Genomic DNA, 15,557 nt, shown 5'->3' on the forward strand with positions numbered 1-15,557 from the left:
GTCGGGAGCAAAGGTTATAGAAAGCCGACAATGGGCGTGCGGGTAAAAAGTTCGTCGCCGTTTATCACTTTCTCCCCTCTGATAGAAATGGCGTCGCCCGCGCTGGCTTCAATTCGCGCCCTGTCGCCGATCGTCACCTGATGTTCAATCACCACATCGCCGCAAATCACCGCATGCCCTTCAATTAACACGCTATCGTCCAGCAGAATCGGCCCGCCGCGCAGGTGCGCATGCCCGCCGACCATCACCCGATGCTTCAGCAGGCAGTTGCCTTCGACCACCGCGTGCTCCGCCACCTGCGAGCTGTAGCGCAGGGTGGGGATGGCGTCCTCTTCCCGCCCGGCGATAATCCTCGCGTGGCCATAAACTCGCGCGTTATCGCAGACCCAGACGTCGTTTTCGTCGTTACCCTCCAGCCGCGCGCAATCGAAGATTTCCGCCCGATGCTCAACAAACGCGTGTTCGACAAACGCGTCGCCGTAAACTTGTGCCTGGTGAACGATGCGCGAAGCGCTGACCGTTGCCCGCTGATAAATGCGCAGGATTTTGTCGCTGTCGGCGGTCAGACCCTGGGCGGCGATAATAAGCGAGTGGGGGAGGATCTGCGCATTGTCGGCCAGGTGACAATAACCCCGAATCTGCGAATGCGAAACGGTGACGTTGTCACTTATGCGCGCGCAGTGGCTTGCCTGCACGCTGTCCAGTCGCGCGTTATCGCTGACGATGGCGCCATGGCTGATAATGCACTCGCCGGTTAAGCGGGCATTGCCCTCGATTTTCGCACCGGCAAACACCGCGCTATTCGGGTCATAAATCCAGCACTCGCCTTCGTGGCTCAGGGCTGCTTCATTGTCCAGCCAGCCGCCTTCATCGCCGCGCTTCACGTCAGCGAAATCGCGTAAGGCGACAATTTGCCGCAGATTGACACTATGTTTGTTTCCGTCGGCTTCATAGTGAAACTGGCGAACCTTCTCACTGAGGTAATATTTGCGCATCTGCCTTTCTCATTACATATGGTTAACATAAACATAGCAAAAAACGCCGTAGCGTGTTTTTGAAGGTTCCTTTAGAATGCAACTTAAGATAAATTGAAAATTTAAACAAAATGAATAAAGAGCAGCGCGTGAGCCGGGTGCTGAATCTCCCGGCGGGCTATTTTGGTATGGTTCTGGGCATTATCGGCATGGGCTTCGCCTGGCGCTACGCCAGCACGATCTGGCCGGTGAGCCGGACAATCGGCGACGGTCTGGTTATCGTGGCCACCCTCGTCTGGGCGCTGCTGGCGCTGGCGTTTATCAGCCGTGCAGTCCGTTTCCCGCACAGCGTACTGCAGGAGATGCGCCATCCGGTGGCCAGCAGTTTTGTCAGCCTGTTTCCGGCGACGACCATGCTGGTGGCCATCGGCTTTGTTCCCTGGCTGCGGCCGCTCTCGCTGGTGTTATTCGCGATTGGCGTAGTGCTGCAGCTAAGCTATGCGGCCTGGCAGAGCGCCGGGCTATGGCGGGGGAAGCATCCCAATGAGGCGACCACCCCGGGTCTCTATCTGCCGACGGTGGCGAATAACTTTATCAGCGCCATGGCCTGCGGCGCGCTGGGCTTTACCGACGCCGGACTGGTGTTTCTTGGCGCCGGCTTATTCTCCTGGCTTAGCCTTGAACCGGTGATTCTGCAGCGCCTGCGCAGCGACGGCGAACTGCCGATGGCCATGCGCACCGCCCTCGGCATTCAGCTGGCGCCGGCGCTGGTGGCGTGCAGCGCCTGGCTGAGCGTGAACGGCGGCGAGGCGGATACCTTCGCTAAGCTGCTGTTCGGCTATGGTCTGCTGCAGCTGCTGTTTATGCTGCGCCTGATGCCGTGGTACCTGCGCCAGCCGTTTAACGCCTCGTTCTGGAGCTTCTCGTTCGGCATCTCCGCGCTGGCGACCACCGGCCTGCATCTCGGTCATCAGCATCCGGACGGCTTTTTCCATACTCTGGCGTTCCCGCTGTTTCTGTTTACCAATCTGATCGTCGGCCTGCTGCTGGTTCGTACCTTCTTGCTGCTGGTGCGCGGTAAACTGCTTATTCGCGTTGAACGCGACGCATTATTAAAAAATAAGGATTAATCATGACGCTTCGTGACGAAAACTACTTTACCGATAAATACGGCATGACCCGCACCCACTCTGAGGTGCTGCACGCCGCCACGCTGATCGCGCCGGGCAAGGCGCTGGATCTGGGCTGCGGCAACGGGCGCAATAGCCTCTATCTGGCGGCCAACGGGTTTGATGTCACCGCGTGGGATAAAAATCCGGCCAGCATCGGAAATCTTGAGCGCATTCGTCAGGCGGAAGGGCTGGAGAATCTGCGGACGGCGATTAAGGACCTTAACGCCCTCAGCTTTGACGGCGAGTATGACTTTATTCTTTCGACCGTGGTGATGATGTTCCTCGACGCGAAGACCATCCCGGGTCTGATTGCTAACATGCAGCGCTGCACCAGACCCGGCGGCTACAATCTGATTGTTGCGGCTATGGATACCGACGATTATCCGTGCAGCGTCGGCTTCCCGTTCGCGTTTAAACCGGGAGAGCTGCGCAATGATTATGAAGGCTGGACGTTACTCAAATATAACGAAGACGTCGGTGAACTCCACCGCACCGACGCCAGCGGGAACCGGATTAAGCTGCGTTTCGCCACGATGCTGGCGCGCAAACCGGCTTAACGCGCCGCTAACAGGCAGAGCTGTAATGCGGTCTGATAAGAGGCCTCAAAGGCGCGCAGCGGCAGAAACTCAAATTTCGAGTGGAAGTTGTGCGCGCCGGTAAAGAAGTTGGGCGTTAATACGCCTTTTGCCGACAGGGCCGCGCCGTCGGTGCCGCCGCGCATCGGCGTCGGTTTCGGCGTAATGCCTAAGCTTTCCATCGCTTCGAACATCAGATCAACGGCGCGGCGGTCTTCGCCGATGGCATTGCTGATGTTGCTATAGGTGTCGCTGATGTGAAATTCCACCTTACCGGTCGGATACTGCGCGGCGATTTTCTGCGCCACCTCGCTAATTTGCTGCTTACGGCGATGAAAACTTTCGAGGTCGAAATCGCGAATGCTGGCCTGCAGCAGGGTGCTGTTCTGATCGCCCTGGATACCGTTAAACCAAACGTAGCCCTCGCGTCCGGCGGTATGCTCCGGCGTTTGCTGGCGATCGAAATGGCTCATGTAATCGGTGGCCATCAGCAGCGGGTTCACCAGCACGCCCTTTGATGACATGGGGTGAGCGGTCACGCCGGTAAAGCGAATCTCCGCCGCGGCGGCGTTAAAGTTTTCATAGACGATTTCGCCGAGCTCGCAGCAGTCGATGGTCCAGGCAAAATCGACGGCAAAGCGCGCGAGATCCAGCGCCTTCGCGCCGCGCAGGCCCACTTCTTCATCCGGCACAAACGCGACCACGATGTCGCCGTGGCGGTGTTCCGCCGTCAGGTTTTCCAGCACCGTCATCACCACCGTAACGGCGGACTTGTTATCCGCCCCGAGCACGCTGGTGCCGTCGCTGAAAATAATCTCTTCATTGGGATAAGCGAGGATTTCCGGATGTTCCGCAACGCGCAGCCAGATATCTTTATCCCTGTTCAAACAGAGATCTTCACCAGTAAAACGCAGAATTTGTGGATGAATATCCGGCGACAAACCGACGTCAACGGTATCGATGTGGGTAATAAAGCCAATCCGCGGCGCGCCTGCGACGTTGCCTTTTTTCACCGCCGTGACGGTGGCGTGCTCGTCAATCACAATCTCATCCAGCCCCAGCTGGCGTAGCTCATCCGCAAGGGCCTGCGCCATCGCGTGTTGCCCGGCGGTGGTAGGCAGCGTCGTGGCTCGCGGGTCGCTTTGGCTGGTTATCGCCAGGTAGCGAAAGAAGCGTTGGGTTAATTGACTGGCCAGGGCTGATGACATAGTGATTCCTTCTTTATTCGAGTTTTCAGGTGTTTGCAATCAGGCTTTAGTGTTATGTATGAAAGGGAAAACAACAAGCTATTCATTAGCTGACAAATTAAAAAGGAAAACCTATGCAACGCAGATTCACGACGCTTGCTCTGGCGTTAGCGGCCCTGACGGCCAGCTCGGCCATTAGCGCAAAAACGCTGGTCTACTGTTCAGAAGGATCGCCGGAAAACTTTAACCCGCAACTCTACACCTCCGGGACCAGCGTGGACGCCAGCGCGGTGCCGGTCTATAACCGACTGGTCGATTTCAAAGCCGGCACCACAGAACTGGTGCCGAGCCTCGCCGAAAGCTGGGAAGTCAGCGAAGATGGGAAAGTTTATACTTTTCATTTACGCAAAGGCGTTAAATTCCAGAGTAATAAATATTTTAAACCCAGCCGCGATTTTAATGCCGACGACGTTATTTTTTCGTTTATGCGGCAAAAAGATCCTCACCATCCTTATCATAATATCTCCAGCGGCAATTACTCCAATTTTGAAAGCCTCGAATTTGGCCAGTTAATTACCGCGATTGATAAGCCTGATGAATATACGGTGCGTTTCACGCTGGCCCATGCCGAAGCGCCCTTTGTGGCCGATCTTGCCTGGTATTTCGCTTCTATTTTATCGGCGGAATATGCCGATGCGATGCTAAAAGCCGGCACGCCAGAGCGCGTGGATATGGACCCGATTGGTACCGGACCTTTCAAACTCGCGCAATATCAAAAAGATTCCCGAATTCTTTTCACCGCGTTCCCGGAATACTGGCAGGGGAAGGCGCATATCGATCGTCTCATTTTTAGTATCACGCCGGACGCCTCGGTGCGCTACGCCAAACTGGAGAAAAACGAGTGCCAGGTGATGCCGTTCCCCAATCCGGCCGACCTGCCGCGAATGAAAGAGAACAACGCGATCAACCTGATGAGCAAAGCGGGCCTTAACACCGGTTTCCTGGCGTTTAACACCCAAAAAGCGCCGCTGGACAACGTTAAGGTGCGTCAGGCCTTAGCGATGGCGATCAATAAACCGGCGATCATTGAAGCGGTGTTCCACGGTACCGGTACGGCGGCGAAAAACCTGCTGCCGCCGGGCGTATGGAGCGCGGATAGCCAGCTGAAGGATTATGACTACGACCCGCAGAAAGCCAAAGCGCTGCTGGCGGAATCGGGGGTTGCGGGGCCAATTACCATCGATCTGTGGGCGATGCCGGTGCAGCGACCCTATAACCCGAACGCCAAACGCATGGCCGAAATGATCCAGGCCGACTGGGCGAAAATTGGCGTGCAAACGAAAATCACAACCTATGAGTGGGGTGAATACTTAAAGCGGGTGAAGGATGGCGAACATCAGGCGGCACTGATGGGCTGGACGACCGCGACCGGCGACCCGGATAACTTCTTCGGCCCACTCTTTACCTGCCAGTCGGCGAACGGCGGGTCAAACTCTGCAAAATGGTGCTATCAGCCGTTTGATAAAATTATCGCCGAGGCAAAATCGATAACCGATCGCCAAAAACGCGAAGCGCTCTATCGCCAGGCGCAGCAGATGATGCATGACCAGATGCCGGCAGTCATGATTGCCCACTCGACAATATTTGAACCGGTGCGTAAAAACGTGTCAGGCTACGAAATAGACCCCTTTGGCAAGCATATTTTTTATCAGGTTGATATCAGATAAACAGCCAATCACGGCCCGCCGGCAACGGCGGGTTTATTTTTTCCAGCTACTTGACGTAGCACCGCTTTTGCCACAAAACTTACCCCTGTTATTTGCTATAACTCTTGCCGATAAATGGTATTCACAGGGATTAACCTATATGCGTACTCCGTTATTTTTTAAAGTCGCTGCGCTTGCTGGCCTGTTAGCATTGGCCGGTTGCTCATCCAAAATCGCTAAGCCGGAACAATATTCGGGATTTTTAAAAGATTACTCTAACTTAAAAGAAACCACCTCGGCGTCCGGCAAACCGGAACTGCGCTGGATTTCGCCGGATTACAATCCGAGCAACTATGACAATATCGTCTATAACCCGATCACCTATTACCCGGTACTAAAACCCACCACCCAGGTGGGCGAGAAGGCGCTCAGGGATATCCTGAATTACACCAATAAAGAGATGAAACAGGCTATTTCCGAGCGTAAACCGCTGGCAACCACCCCGGGCAAGCGCAGCCTGATCTTCCGCGGCGCCATCACCGGCGTGGATTCCAGCAAAGAAGGGCTGCAGTTCTACGAAGTGATTCCGGTCGCGATGATTATTGCCGGTACGCAGGCGGCAACGGGCCACCGTACCATGGACACCAACCTGTTTTTTGAAGGGGAGCTGATTGATGCGGCGACCAAAAAGCCGGTTATCAAAGTGGTCCGTAAGGGCGAAGGTAAAAACCTGTCCAACGAAAATACGCCGCTCACCGTCGAGACCCTGAAGCAGGTCATTGATGATATGGCGATTGACGCGGTGAAATTCGACCCCAATAACCGTTAATCAGGCGTATCTGTTAATCAAGGCGCTAGTGGTTGATAGCGCCTTTTTCATTTCCCCTCGACGGTAGCGCGAGCGTCAGCAGCGATCCGAGCGAACCCAGGCCAGCCTGCGCCGCAGCAGCCACTGCTCCGGGCGAGCGAACATCACCAGATTTCCGACCAGGATCAGCGCCAGTCCGGCCACGGCGCTACTGTGCCAGACGTAACCTTCATAAAAAGTCGAAATAGTCAGCGCGACGAGTGGAAACAGCAGGGTGCTGTATGCCGCTTTACCCGCGCCGATTCGCCCCACCAGCGTAAAATAGGCGCCAAAGGCAATCACCGAGCCAAACACGGCGAGATACAGTAGCGCGCCCATATAGCTGAGGGTCCACTGCGGCGCGAAATTATCACCGCGAACCAGCGCGATCGCGCCCATGACCAGGGTGCCGTAAAGCATGGCCCAGCTGTTGGTGGTCAACGTCTCCAGACCGCGGCGCTGGTGGCGGATGCTGAGCATATTGCCGAGCGAAAATCCAAAGGTGCCCAATGCGCTGAGGGCAATACCCAGCAGGAGCGAGGCGTTCAGGCCGCTGGCCCATAAATCATCCCAGAATAGCGTCACGATCCCCGCCAGCCCCAGCGCGGCGGCCAGCCAGAAACGGCCCGGAGGCTGCTGGCGATAGAAGAGAAAGCTATTGATCGCGTTAAACAACACCGCCATGGAGAAGATCACCGACTCCAGCCCGGTATTGATATACGCGGCGGCGGTATAGAAACACCAGAAATTAAAGCAGAAAACGCAGCAGCCCTGTAGCAGGCAAAAGAGATGGTCGCGCGCGGCCAGCGGGCGCAGGCGGCGGGTAACCAGCAGAATGGTCAACATCGCGACGCTGGCGACGGCGAAGCGCCAGAAAATAGACACCGGCGCGGCAACCGGCCCCTGCTGCAAAAAGATAGCAATCCAGGTGGTGCCCCAGATAACCACGACCAACCCGTAGAGTAATGCGTTCAAAATGTCTCTCCTGTGAGTGTTGTACCGGTCATTGTGCGGCCTGGGCGAATTCGGCGCTGTCATCAGCTTGTCGCCGACTTGCAAATTCTTGCGCTTATTTTTCATTAGCGGCGGGGGAATGCTGGTATCTGCCGGCGACTCTTCTTAGACTAGCGATCTGCGGAATCTGAACTGTGAAGGCTATGGCTTACGGGACTTTCGAAACATTGCGTCAAAAAAATGCCGTGCTGCGGGGGACGGTGAACCTCAACTCCGGTATTCAGCTGGCGGCGTGGTATAACAATCTTGATACCATCACGGTACAAAGCGACCACCATACCCTGAGCCTCTATATTGCCGATGGCTACGAAAGCTACCAAAAAACCCCCCACGGCTGGAAAAACGGCGGCGGGCCGGATCGTTTTTGCCTGATGCCGAAAGGCGATGAGAGCACCTGGGATATCCGCGGCGATCTCTCTTTTGTGCATCTTTACTGCACCGATGAACACCTGCGCCGGGTAGGCGAGCAGATTTGGGACCGCAGCCCGGCCTCGTTCACGCTGCAGGAGAAAACGTTTTCCAGCGATGACAAAATCACCGCCGTCTACCGCCAGTTTCTCCTCGACAACGACTGGCAGCAGCAGGCGAATCAGCTGACGTTGAGTTCGGCCAGCACGCTGCTGCTCACCCACCTGATTCAGCACTATTCGAACGTTCAGTGGCGTTTACCGACCGTGACCGGCGGGCTGGCGCCGCACGTCTTGCGCAATCTGCTGGCATGGATTGAGGAGAACCTCGACCAGCCGCTCACTCTTGCCGATCTGGCGCAGGAAGCGGCGTTAAGCGAATACCATTTTGCGCGGATGTTTCGCCAGTCGATGAAGATGGCGCCGCATCAGTACGTTATGCAGCGCCGGATGGTTAAAGCGCAGGCGCTGATTAGCCAGAGTCGGCTGCCGTTAACCGATATCGCCATGGCCTGCGGTTTTAGCAGCGCCAGCCACTTCAGCAACCGGGTGAAAAGCGCCACCGGCCTGACGCCCTCGCAGCTACGCGCGGCGCAGCGTTGACAGCAAAACGTAGCTGACGCCGCCGAGAACCAGCCCCCAAAACGCTGAGCCGATACCGGCCAGCGTCACGCCGCTGGCGGTGACCAGAAACGTTACTACCGCCGCATCGCGCTCACTCTCATGATTCAATGCCTGAAACAGGCTGCCGCCGATGGTACCGAGCAGCGCCAGCCCGGCAAGCATCTGGACCCACGCTATCGGCAGCGCCGACATCAACGAGGTGATTGAGCCGCCAAATATCCCCGCCAGCAGATAAAACACGCCCGCCGCCGCCGCCGCGAGCCAGCGTTTTTGCGGGTCCGGATGGGCTTCCGGGCTCTGGCAAATCGCGGCCGTAATGGCGGCGATGCAGATCGAGTAGACCCCGAAAGGCGACAGCAGCAGCGCCAGGCCGCCGGTGGCGACAATAAGCGTTGAAGCGGGGACCCGATAGCCCGAGGCCTGGAGGGTGGCGAAGCCGGGGGCGTTTTGCGACGCCATGGTGACGAGGAAAAACGGTATACCGACGCTGATCAACAGCGCTGGCGTAAATTCAGGGGCGATCCAGGAAGGGGCGACAACGCTGAAGCTTATTTGTGACGTTGTCACTTCTCCGCTCAATCCGGCCACCGCGCTTCCTGTCAGCAGGGCGGCGACAACCGCGAAGCGGGGAAGCCAGGCTTTGCACAGTAACCATACGGCTAACATACTGCCGCATAACAGCAGATTAGCCTGCAGGCTGGCGAAAGCCTGCATGCCAAAGCGCAGCAATATGCCGGCCAGCATCGCCGCCGCCAGCGAATGGGGAATAATCTTCATCAGCCGGGCAAATATGCCAGTGATGCCGCAAAGCACGATTAAGGCATTGGCAAAAATAAAGACGCCAACCGCCTGGGAGAGCGTGACCCCCTGCAGGCCGCTGACCAGCAGCGCCGCGCCGGGCGTTGACCAGGCCGTCAGGATGGGCACCTTTCGCCATACGGTGAGGGCCAGGGTGCTGATGCCCATTCCCAGACCTAAGGCGGTCATCCAGCCGGCGATTTGCGCAGCATCGGCGCCTGCCGCCGCCGCTGCCTGCCAGATAATGGCGGCAGAGCTGGCATAGCCGACCAGCACGGCGACGAAGCCGGCGAGCAGACTCGGAAAAGGGAGAGTGAAAGAGCGCATGGGAGTGCCTTGTGCGTTATAACGGTCGGTATAATGTAGCATTGTGCGTTATAGCGCACAACTGGCTTTTCGGCAACGCCAGACCCGGATAGCGGAGCCCGGGCGAGCGCTATTCGTCAATTCCCTGTAGAATCAGGTGAATGTGCGTATAATTCCTTCAGATATTATTGGGAGGTTGAATGGATATTGCGCAACACCTGTCGGCAACGTTAAAAACGCTGCGCCAGCAGCGCGGCTGGAGCCTGTCGCGCCTGGCGGAAGAGACCGGCGTGTCGAAGGCCATGCTGGGCCAGATTGAACGCAACGAATCCAGCCCGACGGTAGCGACGTTATGGAAAATCGCCACCGGGCTTAACGTGCCGTTTTCCGCCTTTATCGTTGCCGATGAGGCCGGTGAACCGACGGCATTTGATCCCCAGCAGCAGGCCATGGTGGTCACGCCGCTATTCCCTTGGGACCCGGTGCTGCGCTTCGATCACTTCTCCATCACCCTGGCCCCGGGCGCGCTGAGTGAGTCAACGCCGCATGAGCAAGGGGTTATCGAACATGTGGTGGTGATTAGCGGCGTGCTGGATCTTTGCCTGCAGGACAGCTGGCAATCGCTGCAGCCAGGGGAAGGGCGGCGTTTCGCCGGCGATTTAGCGCACGCCTATCGCAATAGCGGTGGGCAGACTGCCCATTTTCATTCGCTGATCCACTACCCGAAATAAAAAAGCCGCGAGTAAACTCGCGGCCAGGCAAATGACTGAGACAACAAATCACAACGTGACGAGGAAAATCCGGAATACGTGATGACTCTATCCTCAGGCACTTTTTCTGGGAAATATCTTTTCCTTCAATGCTTTGCTAAAAACTGCAAATTCCTTCCGCGGCGGCGATGGAAAATGTTTTGGTCTGCGCCAGGTTCTGACTACAATAGCCGCCATTTCGACCCCCTATAATGGATAACGACGAGCGTATGCGCCTGCAAAACCATCATCTTGAACTACTGAGTCCTGCCCGCGATGCCGGGATCGCCCGTGAAGCGATTTTACACGGCGCGGATGCGGTCTACATCGGCGGGCCGGGCTTTGGCGCGCGCCACAACGCCAGCAACAGCCTGAGCGATATCGCCGGTCTGGTACCGTTTGCCCATCGCTACGGCGCGAAAGTGTTCGTGACCCTGAACACCATTCTTCATGATGATGAGCTGGAACCGGCGCAGCGCCTGATAACCGACCTGTATGAAACCGGCGTCGACGCGCTGATTGTCCAGGATATGGGGGTCATGGAGCTGGATATTCCGCCGATTGAGCTGCACGCCAGCACCCAGTGCGATATCCGCAGCGTTGAGAAAGCGAAATTTCTCTCCGACGTCGGCTTCAGCCAAATCGTGCTCGCCCGCGAGCTGAATCTTCAGCAGATCAAAGCGATTTACGATAACACCGACGCGACCATTGAGTTCTTCATCCACGGCGCGCTGTGCGTGGCCTATTCCGGCCAGTGCAATATTTCCCATGCTCAGACCGGGCGCAGCGCCAACCGCGGCGACTGCTCGCAGGCCTGCCGTCTGCCCTATACCCTGAAAGATGACCAGGGCCGCGTGGTGGCGTATGAAAAGCACCTGCTGTCGATGAAAGACAACGATCAGACCGCCAACCTGGCCGCGCTGATCGATGCCGGGGTTCGTTCCTTCAAGATTGAAGGCCGCTACAAAGATATGAGCTATGTGAAGAACATCACCGCGCACTATCGCCAGATGCTCGACGCCATTATTGACGATCGCGGCGACCTGGCCCGCGCCTCGGCGGGGCGTACCGAACACTTCTTTGTTCCGTCAACGGATAAGACCTTCCATCGCGGCAGCACCGACTATTTTGTCAACGCGCGCAAAGGTGATATTGGCGCGTTTGACTCGCCAAAGTTTATTGGTCTGCCGGTGGGGGAAGTCCTGAAAGTCGGTAAAGACTTTCTCGACGTTGAGGTGAGCGAAACGCTGACCAACGGCGACGGCCTCAACGTGATGATCAAACGTGAAATCGTCGGCTTTCGCGCCAACACGGTGGAAAAAACCGGCGAAAACCGCTATCGCGTATGGCCGAACGAGATGCCCGCGGATTTACACAAAGTGCGTCCGCACCAGCCGTTAAACCGCAACCTCGATCATAACTGGCAGCAGGCGCTGCTGAAAACCTCCAGCGAGCGCCGCATCGCCGTCGATATCGAACTGAGCGGCTGGCAGGAGCAGCTGGTCCTGACGATGACCAGCGAAGAGGGCGTGAGCGTCACCCACACGCTGGACGGCGAGTTTGCCGAGGCGACCCAGGCGGAGAAAGCGCTGGCGAACCTGCGCGATGGCGTGGCGAAGCTCGGCCAGACCCTTTACTATTCGCGCAACGTTGAGATTAACCTGCCCGGCGCGCTGTTCGTGCCAAACAGCCTGCTGAACCAGCTGCGCCGTGAAACAGCGGAAATGCTTGATGATGCGCGTCTGAAGGCCGTGGTGCGCGGCAGCCGCAAGCCGGTTTCGGTGCCGCCGCCGGTCTATCCGGAAACGCATCTGTCGTTTCTGGCTAACGTCTACAACCACAAAGCGCGCGAGTTTTATCAACGCTACGGCGTGCAGCTGATCGACGCCGCCTATGAAGCTCATGAAGAGAAGGGCGACGTGCCGGTCATGATTACCAAGCACTGCCTGCGCTTTGCCTTCAACCTGTGTCCGAAACAGGCCAAAGGTTCGATTAAAAGCTGGAAAGCGACGCCAATGCAGCTGATCCACGGCGATGAAGTGCTGACGCTGAAATTTGACTGCCGCCCATGCGAAATGCACGTGGTCGGTAAGATAAAAAACCATATCCTGAAAATGCCGCTGCCGGGCAGCATCGTGGCGTCCGTGAGTCCCGATGAGCTGATGAAAACCCTACCGAAACGCAAGGGCGCCTGATAACGAAATCGCTACTGGTAGTGATGCATTTTTGGTTTCCGCGCATTCTGCCAGTGGTGCTGCTCGCGCAGGTCGGAGGCGGCGTCTTCCGCCTGGCTGCGCAGCTCGTCGCTATCGGCTTCGTGCTGTAACTGCTGTTCGAGACTCTGTACCGGGAAGAAATCGTGTCCGTGCTGGCGGGCCAGCACGTGCCCGGAAAACAGGGCGCACGCCAGCAGTAATGTTGAAATGCTTCTTCTGAACATCTCTTTTTCCATGCTATCGGCGAATGAGGCTACTATGCCAGGGGCTGGGTGAGCTTATTACGTCGGTTGTCAAAGAAGAGAAAAGGCTTTGTCAGCATCGCCTGACGGATGGCGAAAAAAAGCCCGATGGTGTCGCCATCGGGCCGAATAACATAACGTGACGGGCGGATCAGGCCTTCAGCCCGGCGGCCGTCATCAGCAGCCGAAATCCCATGCTTACCGCCGCCAGCGCCAGCACGCTGCCTCCCCACAGGACCATCATCCATAACGTGCGCTTAAGCCATACTCGTTGCATCAGTGATACCCCTCGCCGTGTTGAACTTTGCCGCGAAAAACGTAGTAGCTCCAGAAGGTGTAGCCGAGGATCACCGGCAGAATAAGCAGCGCGCCAACCAGCATAAAGCCCTGGCTTTGCGGCGGCGCGGCGGCCTGCCAGAGGGTGATGCCCGGTGGAATAATATACGGCCAGATACTGATTCCCAGCCCGCTAAAGCCGAGAAAGATCAGCCCCAGCGTGAGGACAAACGGCAGCAGGTGGCTGGTGCTGTTGCGCAGCGCTCGCCACAGCCAGGCGCTTATCGCCGCGACCAGCAGCGGTACCGGCAGCAGGAAGAAGAGATTTGGCAAGCTAAACCAGCGCTCGGCGATGGCCGTCTGCGCCAGCGGGGTCCAGATGCTGATGGCGACAATTACCGCCAGCAGCGCCAGCAGCAAACCGCGCGCGGTCACGCGCATATTGCGGTGGAGCGCATTCTCGCTCTTCATCACCAGCCAGCTGGCGCCCAGCAGCGCATACGCAATGCACAGTCCCAGGCCGCAGAACAGGGTAAACGGCGTAAACCAGTCAAACACCCCGCCGCTGAAACTGCGGCCGCTGACCGCGAAGCCGTTGATCACCGCGCCGACAACCATCCCCTGGGTGAAGGTGGCCAGAATCGAACCGCCCATAAAGGCGCGATCCCAGAACGGGCGGTGCGATGGCGTCGCGTTAAAGCGGAATTCAAAAGCGACGCCGCGGAAAATAAGCCCGATCAGCATCAGGGTGAGGGGGATCGCCAGCGCATCGATAATTACCGCATAGGCCAGTGGAAAAGCGCCAAACAGCCCCGCGCCGCCGAGCACCAGCCAGGTCTCGTTGCCATCCCAGACCGGCGCGACGCTGTTCACCATGACGTCGCGATCCGCCGCGTCCCGCGTGGTACTGAATAAAATGCCAATGCCCAGGTCGAAGCCGTCCATCACGATATACATCAGGGTGGCGAAGACGATGATGACAAACCAAATAACCGATAAATCGATACCCATTACCAGGACTCCTTCTGCTGTACATGGTCCGTTGCGGCGGAAAGCGGGCGGGCAGGCGTACCGGCGCCAGGCGGCTGAGCGTCCTGCGGCCCTTTGCGAATCAGACGCAGCATATAGCTATAACCGACGCCGAATACCGAAGCGTAGACGACGATAAACGTCAGCAGACTGATGGACATATGCAGGTCACCGTGAGCGGAGACGGCATCTGCGGTACGCTGTACGCCGTAGACGACCCACGGCTGGCGGCCCACCTCGGTGGTCATCCAGCCCGCGAGGATAGCGATAAGCCCCGATGGCCCCATCCATAGCGCAAAGCGTAAAAAGGGTCGGGAGTGATAGAGGCGACCGCGATAGCGCAGCCACAGGGCCAGCGCGCCGAGCAGGATCATCAGCATGCCGAGGCCGGCCATCAGACGGAAGGACCAGAACACGATGGTGGCGTTAGGGCGATCTTCCGCCGCGAACTCTTTCAGCGCGGGAACCTGTTTATCCAGGCTGTGGGTGAGGATCAGGCTGCCGAGGGCCGGGATTTCCAGACCATAGCGCGTCCGTTCCTGCTGCATATCCGGCCAGCCGAACAGCAGCAGCGGGGTGGGTTCTCCGGGGATATTCTCCCAGTGACCCTCGATAGCGGCGATTTTCGCCGGCTGGTGCTTGAGCGTATTCAGCCCGTGCATATCGCCAATCATGGCCTGAACCGGGGCGACAATCAGCGTCATCCACAGGGCCATGGAGAACATCGCGCGAACGGCGGGCGTGTTGTTGCCGCGCAGCAGGTGCCAGGCTGCCGATGCGCCGACGAACAGCGCGCTGCTGAGAAAGGCCGCCACCGACATATGCAGCAGGCGGTAGGGAAACGACGGGTTAAAGATAACCGCGAACCAGTCCACCGGCACCACCTGGCCATTGACGATCTCAAACCCCTGCGGCGTTTGCATCCAGCTATTGGACGCGAGGATCCAGAAGGTGGAGATTATCGTCCCCAGCGCCACCATGCAGGTGGCGAAGAAGTGCAGGCCCGGCCCGACGCGGTTCCAGCCGAACAGCATGACGCCGAGGAATCCGGCTTCAAGGAAGAAGGCGGTCAGAACTTCGTAGGTCAGCAGCGGGCCGGTAATGCTCCCGGCAAACTCGGAGAATCCGCTCCAGTTGGTACCAAACTGATAGGCCATGACCAGACCTGAGACCACCCCCATGCCGAAGTTGACGGCGAAGATCTTCGACCAGAAGTGGTAGAGCGAGCGCCAGGTCGGGTTTTTGGTTTTTAACCATAAGCCTTCGAGAACCGCAAGGTAGCTGGCTAACCCGATGGTGATGGCGGGGAAGATGATATGAAATGACACGGTGAAGGCGAACTGGATCCGCGCCAGGTGGAATGCATCAAGACCGAACATGCAAAACTCCGCAATAAAATTGATTCAGCGCAATTCTAGGCCTCCACCATGGCGGA

At 57.5% G+C, this 15,557-nt stretch carries 14 protein-coding genes and 1 pseudogene; 7 read left to right on the forward strand and 8 right to left on the reverse strand.

Annotated elements, in window-relative coordinates:
• Window positions 1–14: 14 nt before the first annotated feature.
• Window positions 15–995, reverse strand: a complete 981-nt coding sequence (gene ydcK / locus BJF97_RS13850; protein ID WP_014838369.1) for a YdcK family protein — start codon at window positions 993–995, stop codon at window positions 15–17.
• Window positions 996–1,105: 110 nt separating this feature from the next.
• Between ydcK and tehA the strand changes: the two genes are divergently transcribed.
• Both tehA and tehB read left to right on the forward strand, forming a co-directional pair.
• Window positions 1,106–2,104 (forward strand): dicarboxylate transporter/tellurite-resistance protein TehA, encoded by a 999-nt coding sequence (tehA, locus tag BJF97_RS13855; RefSeq protein WP_032693453.1) that lies wholly within the window; start codon window positions 1,106–1,108, stop codon window positions 2,102–2,104.
• A 2-nt stretch (window positions 2,105–2,106) separates the two neighbouring features.
• The gene (gene tehB / locus BJF97_RS13860; RefSeq protein ID WP_032693454.1) at window positions 2,107–2,703 is read left to right on the forward strand and encodes a tellurite resistance methyltransferase TehB; all 597 of its coding nucleotides are present in this window, start codon (window positions 2,107–2,109) and stop codon (window positions 2,701–2,703) included.
• Here tehB and pepT read toward each other — a convergent pair.
• A complete protein-coding gene (gene pepT / locus BJF97_RS13865; protein ID WP_014229217.1) occupies window positions 2,700–3,929 on the reverse strand; it encodes a peptidase T in 1,230 nt (409 codons plus the stop codon). The two genes, tehB and pepT, sit on opposite strands and share 4 nt — an antisense overlap.
• Before the next feature lie 113 nt (window positions 3,930–4,042).
• On the opposite strand from pepT, the gene BJF97_RS13870 reads away from it, so the two are divergent.
• Both BJF97_RS13870 and BJF97_RS13875 read left to right on the forward strand, forming a co-directional pair.
• On the forward strand, window positions 4,043–5,635 hold the full coding sequence (locus BJF97_RS13870) for an ABC transporter substrate-binding protein (RefSeq protein WP_014229218.1): 1,593 nt from the start codon (window positions 4,043–4,045) through the stop codon (window positions 5,633–5,635).
• Between the two features lie 139 nt (window positions 5,636–5,774).
• Window positions 5,775–6,443, forward strand: coding sequence for a DUF3313 domain-containing protein (locus BJF97_RS13875; protein ID WP_070082928.1), 669 nt, complete (start codon window positions 5,775–5,777; stop codon window positions 6,441–6,443).
• Window positions 6,444–6,518: 75 nt separating this feature from the next.
• Here BJF97_RS13875 and BJF97_RS13880 read toward each other — a convergent pair whose 3' ends face one another.
• The gene (locus tag BJF97_RS13880; RefSeq protein ID WP_014229220.1) at window positions 6,519–7,436 is read right to left on the reverse strand and encodes a DMT family transporter; all 918 of its coding nucleotides are present in this window, start codon (window positions 7,434–7,436) and stop codon (window positions 6,519–6,521) included.
• A 182-nt stretch (window positions 7,437–7,618) separates the two neighbouring features.
• Here BJF97_RS13880 and BJF97_RS13885 point away from each other — a divergent pair, with 182 nt between their 5' ends.
• Window positions 7,619–8,485, forward strand: a complete 867-nt coding sequence (locus tag BJF97_RS13885; protein WP_014229221.1) for an AraC family transcriptional regulator — start codon at window positions 7,619–7,621, stop codon at window positions 8,483–8,485.
• Here the strand turns inward: BJF97_RS13885 and BJF97_RS13890 are convergent.
• Entirely contained in the window at window positions 8,465–9,631 is a 1,167-nt protein-coding gene (locus BJF97_RS13890; protein WP_014229222.1) for a benzoate/H(+) symporter BenE family transporter, read from the reverse strand. The genes BJF97_RS13885 and BJF97_RS13890 overlap by 21 nt on opposite strands.
• Before the next feature lie 179 nt (window positions 9,632–9,810).
• Here BJF97_RS13890 and BJF97_RS13895 point away from each other — a divergent pair.
• Window positions 9,811–10,423 (forward strand): annotated as a pseudogene (locus tag BJF97_RS13895) (helix-turn-helix domain-containing protein).
• Window positions 10,424–10,589: 166 nt separating this feature from the next.
• Window positions 10,590–12,554: a peptidase U32 family protein gene (locus BJF97_RS13900; RefSeq protein ID WP_032693487.1), complete on the forward strand. Its 1,965-nt coding sequence runs from the start codon at window positions 10,590–10,592 to the stop codon at window positions 12,552–12,554.
• Between the two features lie 11 nt (window positions 12,555–12,565).
• Here the strand turns inward: BJF97_RS13900 and BJF97_RS13905 are convergent, their stop codons facing one another.
• From BJF97_RS13905 to BJF97_RS13920, 4 genes are all read right to left on the reverse strand, one after another.
• A complete protein-coding gene (locus tag BJF97_RS13905) occupies window positions 12,566–12,799 on the reverse strand; it encodes a DUF2554 family protein (protein WP_014229225.1) in 234 nt (77 codons plus the stop codon).
• 169 nt (window positions 12,800–12,968) lie between these two features.
• Complete coding sequence (locus BJF97_RS13910; RefSeq protein WP_014229226.1) at window positions 12,969–13,094, reverse strand: DUF2474 domain-containing protein; 126 nt, start codon at window positions 13,092–13,094, stop codon at window positions 12,969–12,971.
• The gene (gene cydB, locus BJF97_RS13915) at window positions 13,094–14,104 is read right to left on the reverse strand and encodes a cytochrome d ubiquinol oxidase subunit II (RefSeq protein WP_014229227.1); all 1,011 of its coding nucleotides are present in this window, start codon (window positions 14,102–14,104) and stop codon (window positions 13,094–13,096) included. The genes BJF97_RS13910 and cydB overlap by 1 nt, the downstream gene beginning before the upstream one ends.
• A complete protein-coding gene (locus BJF97_RS13920) occupies window positions 14,104–15,501 on the reverse strand; it encodes a cytochrome ubiquinol oxidase subunit I (RefSeq protein WP_032693455.1) in 1,398 nt (465 codons plus the stop codon). Before BJF97_RS13920 ends, cydB begins: the two co-directional genes overlap by 1 nt.
• Window positions 15,502–15,557: the final 56 nt, after the last annotated feature.

The sequence above is a fragment of the Klebsiella sp. LTGPAF-6F genome (assembly GCF_001753185.1).
Lineage (GTDB): Bacteria > Pseudomonadota > Gammaproteobacteria > Enterobacterales > Enterobacteriaceae > Klebsiella > Klebsiella michiganensis.